The organism is Phormidium sp. FACHB-592 (assembly GCF_014695795.1).
Lineage (GTDB): Bacteria > Cyanobacteriota > Cyanobacteriia > Leptolyngbyales > Leptolyngbyaceae > Stenomitos.
Genome location: NZ_JACJOZ010000047.1, coordinates 86760 through 101249, shown reverse-complemented (window position 1 = coordinate 101249; position 14490 = coordinate 86760). Strand labels below are relative to the sequence as shown.

General features: G+C 49.8%; 12 protein-coding genes. 6 read left to right on the top strand and 6 right to left on the bottom strand.

What is annotated here, in order from left to right:
- The 4 genes from dnaJ (at position 1) to H6F86_RS13560 (ending at position 3189) form a co-directional block, all read left to right on the top strand.
- Positions 1-1137 (top strand): molecular chaperone DnaJ, encoded by a 1137-nt coding sequence (gene dnaJ, locus H6F86_RS13575; RefSeq protein WP_190449138.1) that lies wholly within the window; start codon positions 1-3, stop codon positions 1135-1137.
- Positions 1134-1406 carry a sulfurtransferase TusA family protein gene (locus tag H6F86_RS13570; RefSeq protein WP_190449137.1) on the top strand — a complete coding sequence of 91 codons (273 nt, stop codon included), beginning with the start codon at positions 1134-1136 and terminating at the stop codon, positions 1404-1406. The genes dnaJ and H6F86_RS13570 overlap by 4 nt, the downstream gene beginning before the upstream one ends.
- Before the next feature lie 122 nt (positions 1407-1528).
- Positions 1529-2626, top strand: coding sequence for a small ribosomal subunit biogenesis GTPase RsgA (rsgA, locus tag H6F86_RS13565; protein WP_190449157.1), 1098 nt, complete (start codon positions 1529-1531; stop codon positions 2624-2626).
- Between the two features lie 131 nt (positions 2627-2757).
- Positions 2758-3189, top strand: coding sequence for a peptide chain release factor 1 (locus H6F86_RS13560; RefSeq protein WP_190449136.1), 432 nt, complete (start codon positions 2758-2760; stop codon positions 3187-3189).
- A 5-nt stretch (positions 3190-3194) separates the two neighbouring features.
- Here H6F86_RS13560 and H6F86_RS13555 read toward each other — a convergent pair whose 3' ends face one another.
- Entirely contained in the window at positions 3195-3467 is a 273-nt protein-coding gene (locus H6F86_RS13555; RefSeq protein ID WP_190449135.1) for a hypothetical protein, read from the bottom strand.
- Between the two features lie 86 nt (positions 3468-3553).
- Positions 3554-4729, bottom strand: a complete 1176-nt coding sequence (locus tag H6F86_RS13550; RefSeq protein WP_199322014.1) for a SpoIID/LytB domain-containing protein — start codon at positions 4727-4729, stop codon at positions 3554-3556.
- A gap of 414 nt (positions 4730-5143) precedes the next feature.
- On the opposite strand from H6F86_RS13550, the gene H6F86_RS13545 reads away from it, so the two are divergent.
- Positions 5144-6097, top strand: a complete 954-nt coding sequence (locus H6F86_RS13545) for a ribonuclease Z (protein WP_190449156.1) — start codon at positions 5144-5146, stop codon at positions 6095-6097.
- 35 nt (positions 6098-6132) lie between these two features.
- On the opposite strand, the gene H6F86_RS13540 is transcribed toward H6F86_RS13545, so the two are convergent.
- From H6F86_RS13540 to H6F86_RS13530, 3 genes are all read right to left on the bottom strand, one after another.
- The gene (locus tag H6F86_RS13540; RefSeq protein ID WP_190449133.1) at positions 6133-6555 is read right to left on the bottom strand and encodes a hypothetical protein; all 423 of its coding nucleotides are present in this window, start codon (positions 6553-6555) and stop codon (positions 6133-6135) included.
- A gap of 202 nt (positions 6556-6757) precedes the next feature.
- Positions 6758-7333, bottom strand: coding sequence for a bifunctional adenosylcobinamide kinase/adenosylcobinamide-phosphate guanylyltransferase (gene cobU / locus H6F86_RS13535; RefSeq protein ID WP_190449132.1), 576 nt, complete (start codon positions 7331-7333; stop codon positions 6758-6760).
- A gap of 88 nt (positions 7334-7421) precedes the next feature.
- Complete coding sequence (locus tag H6F86_RS13530; protein ID WP_242033511.1) at positions 7422-9962, bottom strand: EAL domain-containing protein; 2541 nt, start codon at positions 9960-9962, stop codon at positions 7422-7424.
- Positions 9963-10673: 711 nt separating this feature from the next.
- Here H6F86_RS13530 and H6F86_RS13525 point away from each other — a divergent pair.
- On the top strand, positions 10674-11216 hold the full coding sequence (locus H6F86_RS13525; RefSeq protein ID WP_190449131.1) for a hypothetical protein: 543 nt from the start codon (positions 10674-10676) through the stop codon (positions 11214-11216).
- A gap of 263 nt (positions 11217-11479) precedes the next feature.
- Here the strand turns inward: H6F86_RS13525 and H6F86_RS13520 are convergent, their stop codons facing one another.
- Complete coding sequence (locus H6F86_RS13520; protein WP_190449130.1) at positions 11480-14239, bottom strand: SMC family ATPase; 2760 nt, start codon at positions 14237-14239, stop codon at positions 11480-11482.
- Positions 14240-14490: the final 251 nt, after the last annotated feature.

Here is a 14490-nt window from a genome sequence, read left to right as displayed (position 1 = left end):
ATGGCTCGTGACTATTACGAAATCCTTGGCGTTTCGCGCGACGCCGACAAGGAGGATATTAAGCAGGCGTATCGTCGTTTAGCACGTCGGTATCATCCTGATGTGAATAAAGAAGACGGAGCTGAAGAGCGCTTTAAAGAGATTAATCGTGCTTACGAAGTGCTCTCAGAACCAGAAACCCGTGCCCGCTACAACCAGTTTGGTGAGGCAGGTGTTGGCTCAGCCGCTGGAGGAGGCTTCCAGGACTTTGGCGATATGGGCGGGTTTGCCGATATTTTCGAGAGTTTCTTCAGCGGGTTTTCTGGTGGTGGTGTACCTGGTCAGGCTAGTCGGCGGCGCAGTGGTCCGATGCGGGGAGATGACCTGCGGCTTGACCTGAAGCTAGAATTCCGTGAGGCAATTTTTGGTGGTGAGCGCGAAATCCGCATCAATCACCTTGAAACCTGCACAACTTGTAGCGGTTCGGGTGCTAAACCCGGTACACGTCCTCGTACTTGTTCGACCTGTAGCGGTGCGGGGCAAGTGCGTCGTGCTACCCGCACACCTTTTGGCAGTTTCACGCAAGTATCTGTCTGCCCAACCTGTTCTGGCAATGGGCAGGTTGTAGAAGAGAAGTGCGAGGTTTGTGGTGGTAATGGTCAGCGGCAGGAAACAAAGAAGCTGAAGATCAATATTCCTGCTGGGGTCGATAATGGTACTCGGTTGCGCGTCTCTAACGAGGGCGATGCTGGACAGCGTAGCGGACCATCTGGTGATCTCTATGTTTATCTATTTGTCAACGAAGATCCAGAGTTTCAGCGTGAGGGTATCAACATTCTCTCAGAGCTAAAAATCAGTTACGTGCAAGCAATTCTTGGCTCTCGTGTAGAAGTGAATACGGTCGATAATGAACCTCAGGAACTGTTGATTCCGCCAGGAACTCAGTCTGGTAAGGTGCTGACATTGGAAGGTAAAGGCGTACCGAAGCTTGGCAATCCAGTGAGTCGTGGTGATCATCTCATCACTATTTCGATCGACATTCCGACGAAAATTTCTTTGGAAGAGCGGGAGTTGCTGGAAAAGCTAGCGAAACTACGGGGCGATCGCATTGGCAAAAGCGGCATTGAGGGGTTCTTTGGTAAGGTGTTTGGCGCATGAATCCAGCACAATCCTTTTCTGCGACTCCCGATGCCCAACTCGATTTGCGCGGCACACCCTGCCCTATCAACTTTGTTCGCACCAAGTTAAAGCTTGATCAGATGCAGCCAGGTACACTTTTAGAGGTGTGGCTTGATCCGGGTGAGCCGATCGAGCAGGTACCCGACAGCTTAACTATGGAAGGGTATAGCATTGAGCAGATTGAAGAACGTTTAGGCTTTTTTGCAATCCGGATTCGCCAACCTGTTCTAGAACGTGGAGAGCCTTGATTAAGGTTAAGGTACTTGTCGTAACGCAATTTTCTCACACGAGTTATGAGTGTTGAGTTATGAGTTCTCACTTGAACGACCATCTCAACATTGACAGTAAGGCTGAAGCTAAGAACCCCACTATGCAACTTTGGGGCATCGTTCTGGCAGTGCAGGCAAATTACTATCATGTGCAGCTTGATGCTGCTCAGCGGTCAGCAGATAATGATGATTTGCCAGCGGCGACTTGCAAACTGCCCGTGCCACAGATGCTGCTTTGCACTCGTCGATCGCGCCTCAAAAAGATTGGGCAACGTGTGATGGTGGGCGATCGTGTAGAAGTCGTAGAACCCGACTGGGATGGAGGGCGAGGAGCGATCGCGCAGGTGTTGCCTCGGCGATCAGAGTTGGATCGTCCGCCGGTCGCTAATGCTGATCAACTTTTGCTGGTCTTTGCAATGGTTGAGCCGACGCTAGACCCGCATCAACTAAGCCACTTTCTGGTTAAAGCGGAGACGACACAGCTGCAGGTTTGTCTTTGCTTAAATAAGAGTGACCTTGCAAGTGCTGATGAGCGTGAGCATTGGCAAAAGCGTTTGCAGCAATGGGGCTATACGCCGTTTTTGATTAGTGTGCATCAGACATTGGGGCTGATTGATTTAGGAGCACAGCTTGGCGATCGCATCACCATTGTGTCGGGTCCTTCCGGCGTTGGCAAGTCAAGCTTAATCAATCGGCTGGTACCTAGTTCTGATCTGCGCGTTGCGTCCGTTTCTGGGAAGTTGGGTCGTGGACGGCATACTACCCGCCATGTTGAGCTGTTTGAATTGCCCACTGGTGGGCTGCTGGCAGATACACCAGGATTTAACCAACCAGATTTAGACTGTGCGCCTGAAGACTTAGCGAACTACTTCCCTGAAGCACGGGCACGTTTAGCTATGGCAAGCTGCCAGTTCAGTAATTGCCTGCACAAGGATGAGCCAAACTGTGCCGTGCGTGGCGATTGGGAACGCTATGAGCATTATTTGCATTTTCTGGAGGAGTCGATCGTTCGTCAGGAAGCGTTAAATAAGCTTAGTAATAGCGAATCAACCCTGAAGCGTAAAAGCGATCGGGCTGGCGAACAGTATGAACCTAAGCTCGAAACAAAAAAATATCGCCGCCCCTCGCGCCGTGTTCAGCAACAAACCCTACAGGGAATGCGGTATGACTTGAAGGATGCGTCTCTAGATGGGGACTAGAGACGCATGATGGTGGACGAGAAGAGTTGAGCATGACTTGAGTTGATTGGCTCTTTTTGCTGCTGCGCTGAACTGAGGCTAGAATCACACTATTGAGCGCAGGCTGGGAGCTTTCCAGTCGTATCCGTTTTATGAGAAAACCGCTGGATCGGCTGAAATTATTGCCTTGGCGATCGCTGTTTCAAGCAGCATTTGTGGCTGTCGTGCTGTTGGCACTGCCAGTCGATGTTTTGTTGCTACTTGCAAGCCGCTATGCCGCTCAATCTCCTGCGTTAGAGAGTCTTCTTAGCCTGCTTCTGTCGCCCCTGCTCTCTCTAATCATTAGTCTTGGGTTGCCAATTGGTTTAGGAGCCTTAGCAGTTTACGTTTTGGAGCGAATTGACCGTTCCAGCATCAGTACAGGCAGTTTGTGGGGCTTGGTGCTGTGTGTCTTCCTGCTGCTCTTGTTAGAGAAAGGGATCATTTTGGGAGCGCCCGGATTTAGCATGACGGTATTAGCGCTTATTGCAGTGGGTGTTTTTTGGAAAGGGCGATCGCACTGGCGCTCCTACAGGCGATGGTAACTCTCTTAGGATGGAGGCAGATCGGCGGGATCGACAGCAGTGACTAGGTGCTCTAACGCGTCGGTTAAGCGATCGAGCCGTTTGAGCGATTCCTGCTGGGTTTCGGTTAGGGTTTGTACGGCATCACTAAGCGCAAACAGTTGATAGCCCTGCTGCTGTACCTGATTGGTCAATGTATCCATCCGTTGCGAGAGGCGATCGACAGTTTCGATCGTCGCCAGGACGGCTTCGCCAATCTGTTGCACAATCAATTCCAAGTCCGGTCGTTGAGCGTCCACAGTGTACAAGCTAAATGTCAGAGCAGAACATAGAACCCTCGCAGTGAAGGTTCTACGAAAGAAAACAATCGGTTGGAAATACGACCCTACTTGACCTGAATTTTTGCCAGCTCTGTGTTCTGGTAATAAAGTTTCAAGATTTGCTGATAGTTGTTGCCACCTTGAGCCAAGTTGTAGGCACCCCACTGACTTAAGCCGATCCCATGACCAAACCCGCGACCAATCACTTGAAAGGTTGTAGGGGAAGCCTGCGCTTTACCCTTACTTGCTTCTAGCGCAGGCTGAGGCACGATGCTAAAGAGGGTACTTCTTAGGTTAAGGGCACGTTGTAGTGCTTCACCACTTAGTTTTTTGCTACCGCGATCGCCCACAACTTGCATTGTCTTGATGCGTCCGCAGGGAGTCATATCAACAGGCTGAAATGAGACGACGTTACCGACTCCAGAAATGCGCTTGCTCAATTCACTGCGGGAAACGTCAAGTGACCACTGAGCAACGGGCGAAACCTCGGTAAAGTTTTCTTTTACCGATTTCAAGTAAGGGACCGGATTTAGCCAAACATTTTCAGAATTTTCGGTGCAGCCGCCTGCTGACGAATGAAAAACTGCTTCAACAATCTGACCACCCGAAATGAGCACTTGTTCGGCTGTAGCATTAACCGCTGCTTGAGTACCCGTTGATTCATCTCGGATACCTCGGTAGACTTGCGAAGCCGTTGTGTCTACTACATCGTAAATGCCGTTATTTGATTTTTGGCGATGATATAGCGCATAGGAGCGGGCTGCAACTGCCTGCGCTTTCAGTGCTTCTTGGGGCCAATTGCCGTTCATTTCGCCACCCAAGACGCTGTAGAGATAGTGTTCTAGGTCTACATAGTTAACAGCCGTAAGTCCACTTTTGCTAGGCACAACGGCTGTACGACCGCGATACCAACGATCGCCAATATACACATAGCCGCCGCCTGTAGGCTCGACCCACAGTTGACTAGACTGCCAGCGATCAAGACTGACGCTGCCTTGTTTGGGTTGGGCAATGAAAGCATTCATTGGTGCAATCTCACCCAGTGGACGCCCATTGCTGTCACGCACGATCGCTTTTGTTGAACTGCCAACAGCAATTTGGCTCACACCATCGGCGATCGCTACTCGTAGCTCTAATGCGGCTTGAGCGGCACGACTGCTGGCGCTTTCAACTAAAGAAAACGCTGCCATCCAGACAAGAATGCCTAACCACCAACTACGTCCATTTAATTGTGTCAACATTCTCATTTGAGAGAGTGAAAAGGGGAAGCGTTTCGATGACATTTTCAGAATCCTTACAGGTTCAGGCGTTAAGGGGCTAGGTAGTCGTGGCAATACGATCGCAGACAGCAAAATATAGGCTATATCCTACGTCAGGCTCGTTACACGCTGTCTGAAGTATGGGGCAACGACGCTTAATATACGTCAAATTGCTTTGTATGGAGTCAGTTTTTTGAGCTTTGATGTTCCCTACTTATGCCAGATATGCTGTAGTTGAACGCGCAACTTTCGTGCCTCACCTTGTATCTTGTGTTTTCGATGCTTTGTAACGTTTATTAAATCAGATTTGTCGCTCAAGCGCTGTTGTCAAGCCCTTATTTCCTTCGCCTGTGTCAGTATAGGTTCAGGAAGGAAACCCGTTTGGAACGCTACGTTTTGCAGATTACATTCCTTGGAACCAGTTCTGGTGTGCCGACGCGATCGCGCAATGTTTCTAGCGTAGCGGTTCGCTTACCTCAACGGGCAGAGTTTTGGTTGTTTGATTGTGGTGAAGGCACGCAACATCAGCTTTTGCGCAGCGAGATTAAGAGCAGTCAGTTAACCCGTATTTTTGTGACTCATATGCATGGGGATCATATTTATGGGTTGATGGGGTTACTAGCAAGTTGTGGTTTGGCAGGCAACGTTCAGCGTGTCGATATTTATGGGCCACCTGACCTGGATGAGTATCTCAAAGCCTGTCGGCGGTATTCGCAAACGCATTTCTCCTATCCGGTGAAGGTCCATACTGTACGTCCCGGTGTTGTTTATGAAGACAGCGAGTTTACGGTGAGCTGTGGGTTACTCAAGCATCGCGTGCCTGCGTTTGGCTATCGGATTACTGAAAAAGATCGTCCTGGGCATTTCGATGTTAAGCAAGCTGCTGCATTGGGCATTCCGTCGGGACCGCTCTATGGCAAGCTGAAGCGCGGCGAAGTCATCACGTTACCTGACGGGAGATCGGTGAACGGGGCAGACTTGTGCGGGCAGACAGAACAGGGACGCAAGCTGGCGTATTGTACAGATACAGTTTTTTGCGAAACTTCGATCGAGTTAGCACAGGATGCAGATGTGTTGATTCATGAAGCCACATTTGCCCATCAGGATGCTGACTTGGCATATCAACGGTTGCATTCAACCTCGACAATGGCAGCCCAAGTCGCTCTGGCAGCACAAGTAAAGCGGCTGATTATGACCCATTTCAGCCCACGTTATGCACCTGGTAATGCGATCGAACTCAAAGATCTACTTGCAGAAGCCCGCTCTATTTTTCCCAACACAGAGATGGCTTCTGATTTCTGGACGTACGAGATTCCTCGGCGAAACGCCGCCGCAATGGCAACCGTTTAGTCTGTACTGAGTATTCTGTACTGGGTGGAACGGCCTTATTCGCCGTGAGACTGGCGGAGGCGATCGCGCAGTTGCCCCATCCTTGTCTGGCTTTGGATAGGCGCACGTGGAGATGGCAGTTCGGTGTTGGGCCATCCTGGAAGATCGACACAGGGGCATTCCAACGCAGCAACGCCTTGAACTTTTACCGGCACCGGCATGGCACAACGTGAACAGGGATCAACATCCCAGGCAGGACTCAGGAGTTCGGCGATCGTCTGCTCCGTGCCTTCCAGGTAACAATCCCCCGACGCTGGCGAACAGACCTGCTGCCAACACGCTTCAAATTCTGGGCTATAGCGATCGCCCTGAATGATTGGACGAGGCAAGACGCGCAACCTACCACCGTTGATTAGAACTGGCTTGCCTAACTGAAACCAGTAAGCAAGATACTGCCTGACGTGTTGTTCGGATGCCATAGTGTCAAATTAAAAGATCAAATTTAGAGGGCTAAAAAGTTTTGTATTAGTTCACTGAAGCCTTAGTCTTCCTACATTCAGAAGCCGCGAATTGCTTTCGCTCAGGGTGTGTATCACCAGGGTAGCTAGCCTAATAGCTCTATGCTACTTTGTCTGAACTCGCATCTCATTAGTTTAAAGCTGTAGCTCAGGTTAAGCTTCTTCACTGCGTCAGCTCTAGGGCTTGATGCAGCGGCGTGCCGAGGCTGCTAAGGTTCAGGACATGTCCACCTGTCACGAGGTAAACAGGATGAGCGATCGCGCCTAGTTGACGGGTAAGAATGCCGAGGCGATCGCGAAACAAGCGACCCATTGGGTAGACAGGCACAACTCCCCAGCCAGTTTCTTCTGCTACAAAGATGATGCTACTGGTTGTATGGTGCAAACTGTCTAGTAAGCTAGCCAACGTTTTGCTCCAAGTGGCGTCGTCTTGATCAAGTAAATTTGCTAGCCATGTGCCTAAGGAATCAACGAGCAGGCAACTGTTTAAGGGAGCCATGTGAATGGTTTCTGCCAAGGCGATCGGAGTTTCGACTGTTGTCCAGGTAGGCGGGCGGCGTTGGCAATGCTGGTCAATACGGTCTTGCCATTCGCGATCAGATGGATCTCGTTGAGACGTGGCAATATAGAGTACAGACCTGCCAGAGCGAACTGCCAGAGTCTCTGCCCACTCACTCTTGCCTGATCGTGCTGGACCCGTCACTAAAATAAGTTGACGTTCAGAAGCTTGTTCAACCATCTTGACCTCTCAGAACGTGTGGCTCGATCGCTACTCTCTACACAGTTGCAAGCAGTTGTTTCACCGTGATGTTTCTCATGCTGCACACTCACCATTGCGGATCGCTTTTTAATAGAGCGGTTGCGGCTTCTACCACAAGCGGTTTAGAGAAGAAAAAGCCCTGACCGTACTCACATTTCAGTGTGCGTAAGCTGGCAAGCTGTTCGGCTGTTTCCACGCCTTCTGCCACAATATCCATACTCAGGTTGTGCCCCAAAAGAATGATGGTCTGGACAATTTGAGAGTCCTCACTTTCATCGCCCATGCGGCTCACAAAGGAACGATCAACCTTGATGGTGTTGGTCGGGAAGCGATGCAAATAGCTCAATGATGAATAGCCTGTACCAAAGTCATCAATGCTGAGTTGTAGATGGAGTGCTTTGAGCCGTTGGAGGAGGGCGATCGTAGACTCCACATCAGTCATAGCAATGCTTTCGGTAATTTCGAGCTTCAGGCTATGACCACTTAGTCCCGTCTCTTGCAACGTTTGTTCAATTTGCTCCACTAGATTTAGCTGTGAGAACTGCTTGCCTGACAGGTTAACACTGACGAGCAACGGTTGCTCTTGCGGAAATTGTTCTTGCCAGATTTTTAGCTGACGGCAGGCTTCATGAGTAATCCATTTCCCCATTGGAATGATTAGCTCAGTTTCTTCTGCTACTGGGATGAAATCGTTAGGCGGTACCAATCCACGATCGGGATGTTGCCAGCGAACTAACGCCTCAAAGCCAGCAATTTTGCCTGTTTGTAGGGAAATGAGCGGTTGGTAGTGCAGGCGGAATTCCTGTCGCTCGATCGCACGTCGCAGATCGGTTTCAAGCTGGAGGCGCGTCATTACCTGCACGCGCATTCCGGCCACAAAAACCTCATGGCGAGCCTTGCCTGATGCTTTCGCGCGGTGCATGGCAGTGTGGGCATCACGCAGGATGTCTTCAGGCGCATAGTTTGAGTTGGAGCGTCCGAGCACAATCCCAATGCTGGCGGTGCTGAATACGTCTTGCCCATCAAGCTGGATGGGCAGTGTCATTTGCCGTTGCAGTTGATCTGCTAGGTGCGTTACTTCGGCTGGATCTTGCACGTTGCGTCGTAAGATTGCAAATTCGTCGCCGCCGACCCGTGCAAACTGATCGGTAGGATGCAGGCAGGCTTTAAGTCGATCGGTGGTGGTCACTAGAAGCTGATCACCTAGGCGATGCCCAAAGCTGTCGTTAATGGCTTTGAAGCCGTCTAAGCCCACAAACAAAACGGCGATCGAGGGCGCGTCTGATGACCCAAACCTTCGACTAAAGGGGTGATGGTGTTGAATGACCCACTGAAGTTGTTTGATAAACAGAGCGCGGTTTGGTAAGCCTGTCAGTGCATCATGAAACGCATCGTGCAGCAGCCGATACGCTACAATACCCAGCGTTGCCAGCCCAAGGGCGATCGCGGCTGGCACCACTGGCACCCAGCCTGACTGCAACAAAATACCAAAACAAAGGCAGTATAAACCGCCGCTAGCTACTGCTATAGCAAATGCCAACGCACCAGGATGCCGAAACCGCCATGCCAGGATGCCGCCCACCATTGACCAAACCCATACCCAAGCAATTTCGCCTGGTTCCGACCAGTACCATAGCAAGGCTCTGCCATCTAAGACTTGACCCAGGATTTGACTCACCATTTGTGCATGAATCAAGACTCCAGGCGTTTTGGGGTTTTGTTGCGTTGCCGTTAAGTTGTAAGGCGTTAAGAATAAATCTTTGCCGCTAGGGGCTGTTGTGCCAATCAGCACGAGTTTGTCTTTCACCCACTCTGGCTGTAGTTCGTCTTTCAGCACCTGCGTCAACGTGACCTGTTGTGCCACAGTATTGCCGCGGTAATTCAGCAACACCTGATAGCCACGATCGTCGAGCGCCTGATAGTTGCCAGCACGTTTGTCGAGCGCTGGAAAAATGGCTGTGCCAATGTGCAATGCCTTTGCGTCAAAGCGAAACGGTAGCTGTTTGTCTGCCAGATACTGAAGGCTTGATCGGAGGGCAAACGAGTAATATTTTTCGTTTTTCGCAGTGACAAAAAGTAGATTGCGCCGTATGACTGCATCGGGGTCAATAACAAAATCACTGAAACCAACGCGATCGCGTGCGACTCCAGGTGGCGGTGGCACACTGCCAGTATCTTCATCGCCCAGCAGCATCACTGTTGTAACGTTGCTAGACTGCAACTGTTTCAGCAAGGTTGCGTGCCCTGGCTGCTGAGGCACATCACGATACAGATCTAACCCAATCACTTTTGGCTTGTATTGATCCAGCTTTGCTAGCAGTTGGGCAATGACTTGATCTGAGATGGGCCAACGGTTTTGCGATCGAATGTCATCTTCAGTAATATTCACTACCAGCAACCTGGGATCAGCACCAGCGCTAGGGCGTAGTCGAATCATCTGGTCGAACGCCAATAACTCTAGTGACTGGAGTCCGCTCACTTCACGCACGCCAAAAACTAAGCCTGTCACAATAATGCTAGTCAGCAGCGCAGGATGTTTGAGGGTCAGCGTCAACAGGCGGCGACCGTTTCTGATCATGCCTTTGAAGTTAAAGGGAAAATCCGTCATGTGAGCTGCCAAATCTGGAGGAGGGCAAGTGAAGAAACGGTAGAGCTTTAAGCCAAGTTATCCGCAGGCACAACAAAGCTGTGACCGTTGTAATCACCCTTACAGCAGGCAGAGACTTACAAAAATGGTACTGTCGATCGCGGCGGCTACGATCGCTCAGATAGATCGCTTTGTATGAGTAGATGATCACGACCAACCATCTGCATAGTACCCAACGCAGCCCAACACTAAACAGTTGTGGAACTGTCACTTAACGTAATTGTTTCAGCCTGCGAATAATGATTTGATGGTTATATCGGGATTGGAGAGAAGACAATAGCTTCAAAGCTGTTTTGCGCGCTGCGCGGTTTTGAGCCGTTAACACTGAGCAGGAGTGTTCTGCTTGTTCATGGAGCTTTGTTTTTATCTGTTGCTTGTTTCCGCCGTCGGCAGTTTGAGCAACGTTTAAGAGGCAAAGACAGCTACCCGAAACGCATGATCTAAGGTAATTGACACCTGTCTTACATCTCTACCAAAAGTGGCGCAAATTCATCCACTTAGGTGAGTCAGAGGGATGAGGTTAAAAAGATGAATTCTCTATAACCTGTTTATATGTTTCGGAATCAGCGCTAGCGGGTTTGTATCCATCTTCATCACCCCAGTGAAACATCCCTGGTGCCGGGACGGCACTTTACAAGGCAGCTTTTCGTTTAGTTCCAGAGGAGAAATACGATGCGAAACCCAATTACTACCGTTATCTCGCCGTGGTTCTCTCAGGCTTGTCGCGCCCGTCGTATTCTAGCAGGTTTATCGTTAACTGTTGGTCTTCTTGGTGCTGGATTGCTACCTGCAATTGCGAATACTGAAGCATCCAACAAGCCCCAAGCTGCTGCCAAGCAAGCTCTACCTGATGGTGTTTACCTGTATGGGCAATCGACGCAGCCCGATCAGGTTGGTCAGGGATACTTTGTTTTTGAGTCGAAGCAAGGAAATGTAGTTGGGGCGCTGTATATGCCACGCTCGTCGTTCGACTGTGCGTCTGGCAAGTTTCAGAACGACCAACTGGCGTTAACTGTAGTTAATAGCTACGATCGCACGACCAATCCCTTTGAAATTGCCTTAGAGCGTAACTCAAATGTGGCTTCACAAGGCAACCCAGCTTTTTCTAACCTTGGTCTACAAGGATTTGAGCGCATCAGCAATGTTAGTGAGAATGATCAACGCATTTTAGACGTCTGCAAAGCCGATTTTCAAAAGCAGACGAAAGCTAAGTAAAAAGGAAGCTAAGTGGTGAGCATGGTTCTAATTGGCATGACTTTGCTCACTGTCTTAGTATCGAGATTACATGGTTAACTCTCAAGCAGCAAGTAACTGGTTTTTGAGACAGTGGATAGCTTTTGCACCAATGCTCCGCCAAAAAGATTTTGATTAAGCTAACTGAGCCGTAAGGGCAGCTTTAATAACCAGATTGGCAGTTAAAGATTGGCTCTCTGGTGAAGCTGCTTCTACCTAACGGTATATTTTTGCTTGGAAAGCTCCTAAGCTTCCCGCTCCACTAAGATGATGTTTTCAGTCACCTTCTCGAAGGTGTCGTCGTGGCTGATCACAAAGAGTTGACGGAAGGTTTTGATGTTGGCGATCGCCTCTGCTAAATGATCACGTCGAGGTTTGTCCATATTCGTTGTTGGTTCATCAAAGAAGGCGATATCAATATCTGCCAACACTTTGAGTAGCGCTAATCGCACTGCTAACGCTGCACACATCTGTTCACCACCAGAAAGGTTGATAAAGCGGCGAGTGTGAGCACCTTCTTGTACCAGGATCTCGTACTCCCGAGTCCACTCTAGCCCTACATTAGGACGATTGAGCAATTCACGAAACAGGCGATCGGCTTCGCGGGAAATGTTTTGCACATAGCGTTCTGTGATACGGGGTCCTGCTTTCTTGTAGGCATCACGGGCAAACTTAACAAAGCGCTGGGTCTTTCGCTTTTGTTCTACTAACCCTTGAGCCTGTGATCGCTTAGTCTGGATCGTTTCTAGGCGTATTAGCTGTTGGTCTAGATCGGTTAGATACTTGAGTTTGTCTGGCAGACTGGCATTCAGCGCAATACTCTGTTCTTTCGTCTCCTGGTAAGCCGTTTGTACAGTTTGAAAACGCGCTGCATCAAAGGTTTCATTCAGGCGATCGCGTTCAGCACTCATAGCTTTTGCGTCTTGCTCTAAGGTTTGCAGTTGCACGATCGCAGTCTGTAAGAGCTGATCGCGCTCACGTCGGCTGTTTGCCAGTTTTTGATGCTCTAAGTATTCCTGATGTGCAGCGCGGTGTTGCTCTCGTAAGGCTTGCTGCTTTTGTAGCGTTTCTGCTAGGTCAGCAAACGCGGCGAGCTGTTGATCAAGCGTAGTGATCGCCCGCTGATCGATTGTCAAAGAGTTCTGCAATGCCTGAATTTTTACTTGCAAGTCAGGCTCTTGCTGAAGTTCCTGTTGCTGAAGACGACAACGACCGCGGGGATCGCCTAGAACGTCAAGCTCTTGACCTAGCCGTATGTGTTGCTTCTTCAAAAGCGGTTCGCCTGCCAGTTGAGTGTGCAGTTCGGTCAAGCTGGCTTGGAGCGCGATCGCCTCTTCGATTAACTGCTCTCGATCGTTCAGCAGACGGTCCAGGCTGGAAAATTCAACCTGTTGCTGACGAGCAATCTTTAAATCTGCTTGTAATTTCTGTAATTGCTGCTCCAGGCGGGTTTCCGATGTTTGCTCTGCTAAATCTTTGAGAATGTCTTGCAGCGCTGTCATCAGGTGCTCTTGCCAATGCACGCTACTTTGAAGCGTTGTGAGTGCGAGTTCCAGCGGCTCGCTCCACAGTGGCACGGTTTGCTGTAGATCTTTTAGCGTTGCTTTGGCTTGAGCAACTTGAGTGAGGTAACGATCGCCTTTTGCTGCTGACTGCTCCAGCAGTTGCCGTAAGTCTGCTTCAAACTGAGCGGCGGCGGCAATGCGACTCAGTTGTTGCTGGTAGCGTTGCTGCTGTTGCTCCAGGTGTGGAATCTGCTGCACCTGGGCTTTTAGTGCCTGAATCCGGCTAATATTTTGATCAATTTGAGTCACGCGGGTTTGTACCTGAGCAAGCCGTTTTTCCTGGTCTTTCAGGCTTCGCTGCCAATTGACACACTCCTGAAGCTGCTGATTAAGACTTTGTAAGGATTGTTCTAGCTGCTGCTGTTGTCCAATTAATGGCTCCAGTTGGATTATTTCGGCTCTTGCTTGCTGAAGACGATCGAGTTGATGGTTCAGGGTTGCCAGCTTCGTTTGACGATCGCGCAACTGCTCTTGATTCTGTTGTCGCTTTTGCTGAAGTTGGCGTTCCGATCGCTGCTGCTGTTCTAATTCATTAAGCGCTTTTTCTGCGAGTCCATACGCCTGAAACGCCTCGCGATTAGCTGTGCAGATTGCCACCGCTTTTTCCGCTTCTTGCAAATCAAGGCGCAATCGTTCAACTAATGCTGTTTCAGTCTGGATGCGAGCGACAAGCTTTTCTAATTGGCTATCAAACTGTTGGAGCTGAGTTGCCTGTGTGCTGAGTTGTGACTGCTCGTGCTGCCATTGCGCCAATGCTACTTGTACTTGCTCAAGCTCTGTTTGGACTCGTTTAACGTCTTCGCTTTGCTCCTGGCGCTTTTGCAGTAGCGGTGTCAATGCTGTTAAGTCGTCGTCATAGTGAGCAATTTCCTGTTCTAGGCCTTCTACCTGACCCTTCGCGTACTTTTCTAGATCACCTAGCTTTTTCCAGCTTTGCTGATATTCTTCAACCTTTAAGATCTTGTCAAAAATCGGCTTGCGCTTCTCCTTCGTCAGCAGAAAGTCAACGGCAAAGGTTCCTTGTGGTACGCCGATCGTGCTGGAAAAGAGCTGGCTCAAATCGGTTCCTGGGGCTACGCCCAAATGTTCGCGCAGCCAGGGTATGACTTCTTCTTTGATGCGGCTGTAAGGGAGGCGCTCATCAAGCTGGGGATCGTAAAGTGTATAGCTTTTGCTGGTGCAACGCTGGACTTCGTAAGTACGTCCGTCGCGGCTAGAGATAAAGGCAACTCGCACTTGAGCACTCGCAGCCCCATTCCGCACTAAATCCTCTTTGTTGTAGTCGCCAGCATAGTCGAACAGTGCCCAGGCGATCGCTTCTAGAATGCTTGTCTTCCCCGCACCATTTTCGCCACAGATAGCGTTGGTTCCTGGCTGAAAAGTAAAGTGGCGATCGCTGTGCGACTTGAAGTTCTTAAGGCTAACCGAGAGAATTTCCATGATGAATGCGTTCAGTTAGCAGTGAGAATTGAAGACAATCGTGTTCGAACAATTGTACTAACTATGGTTCGAAAGGTATAGTAATTTGCCTGTCACCGTCCGGAGCCAGCAATCAAGAGCGATCGCAGACTACTGATCGCTTCGCTGCAATCATTTAGCTGAAGGGGTTTGCCCAAGGTAAAGTAAGCGCCTTAGTTGGTCTTTCAGTAGGCTTGATCGACTAAGTTGACACCAAACAAGCTGCCTGCTTC

Coding starts and splice junctions, on each gene's coding strand:
- rsgA (WP_190449157.1), top strand. CDS start 1,529: ATGCAACTTTGGGGCATCGTTCTGGCAGTGCAGGCAAATTACTATCAT.
- H6F86_RS13550 (WP_199322014.1), bottom strand. CDS start 4,729: ATGTTGACACAATTAAATGGACGTAGTTGGTGGTTAGGCATTCTTGTC.
- H6F86_RS13530 (WP_242033511.1), bottom strand. CDS start 9,962: ATGACGGATTTTCCCTTTAACTTCAAAGGCATGATCAGAAACGGTCGC.
- H6F86_RS13560 (WP_190449136.1), top strand. CDS start 2,758: ATGAGAAAACCGCTGGATCGGCTGAAATTATTGCCTTGGCGATCGCTG.
- H6F86_RS13520 (WP_190449130.1), bottom strand. CDS start 14,239: ATGGAAATTCTCTCGGTTAGCCTTAAGAACTTCAAGTCGCACAGCGAT.
- H6F86_RS13570 (WP_190449137.1), top strand. CDS start 1,134: ATGAATCCAGCACAATCCTTTTCTGCGACTCCCGATGCCCAACTCGAT.
- H6F86_RS13540 (WP_190449133.1), bottom strand. CDS start 6,555: ATGGCATCCGAACAACACGTCAGGCAGTATCTTGCTTACTGGTTTCAG.
- dnaJ (WP_190449138.1), top strand. CDS start 1: ATGGCTCGTGACTATTACGAAATCCTTGGCGTTTCGCGCGACGCCGAC.
- H6F86_RS13525 (WP_190449131.1), top strand. CDS start 10,674: ATGCGAAACCCAATTACTACCGTTATCTCGCCGTGGTTCTCTCAGGCT.
- cobU (WP_190449132.1), bottom strand. CDS start 7,333: ATGGTTGAACAAGCTTCTGAACGTCAACTTATTTTAGTGACGGGTCCA.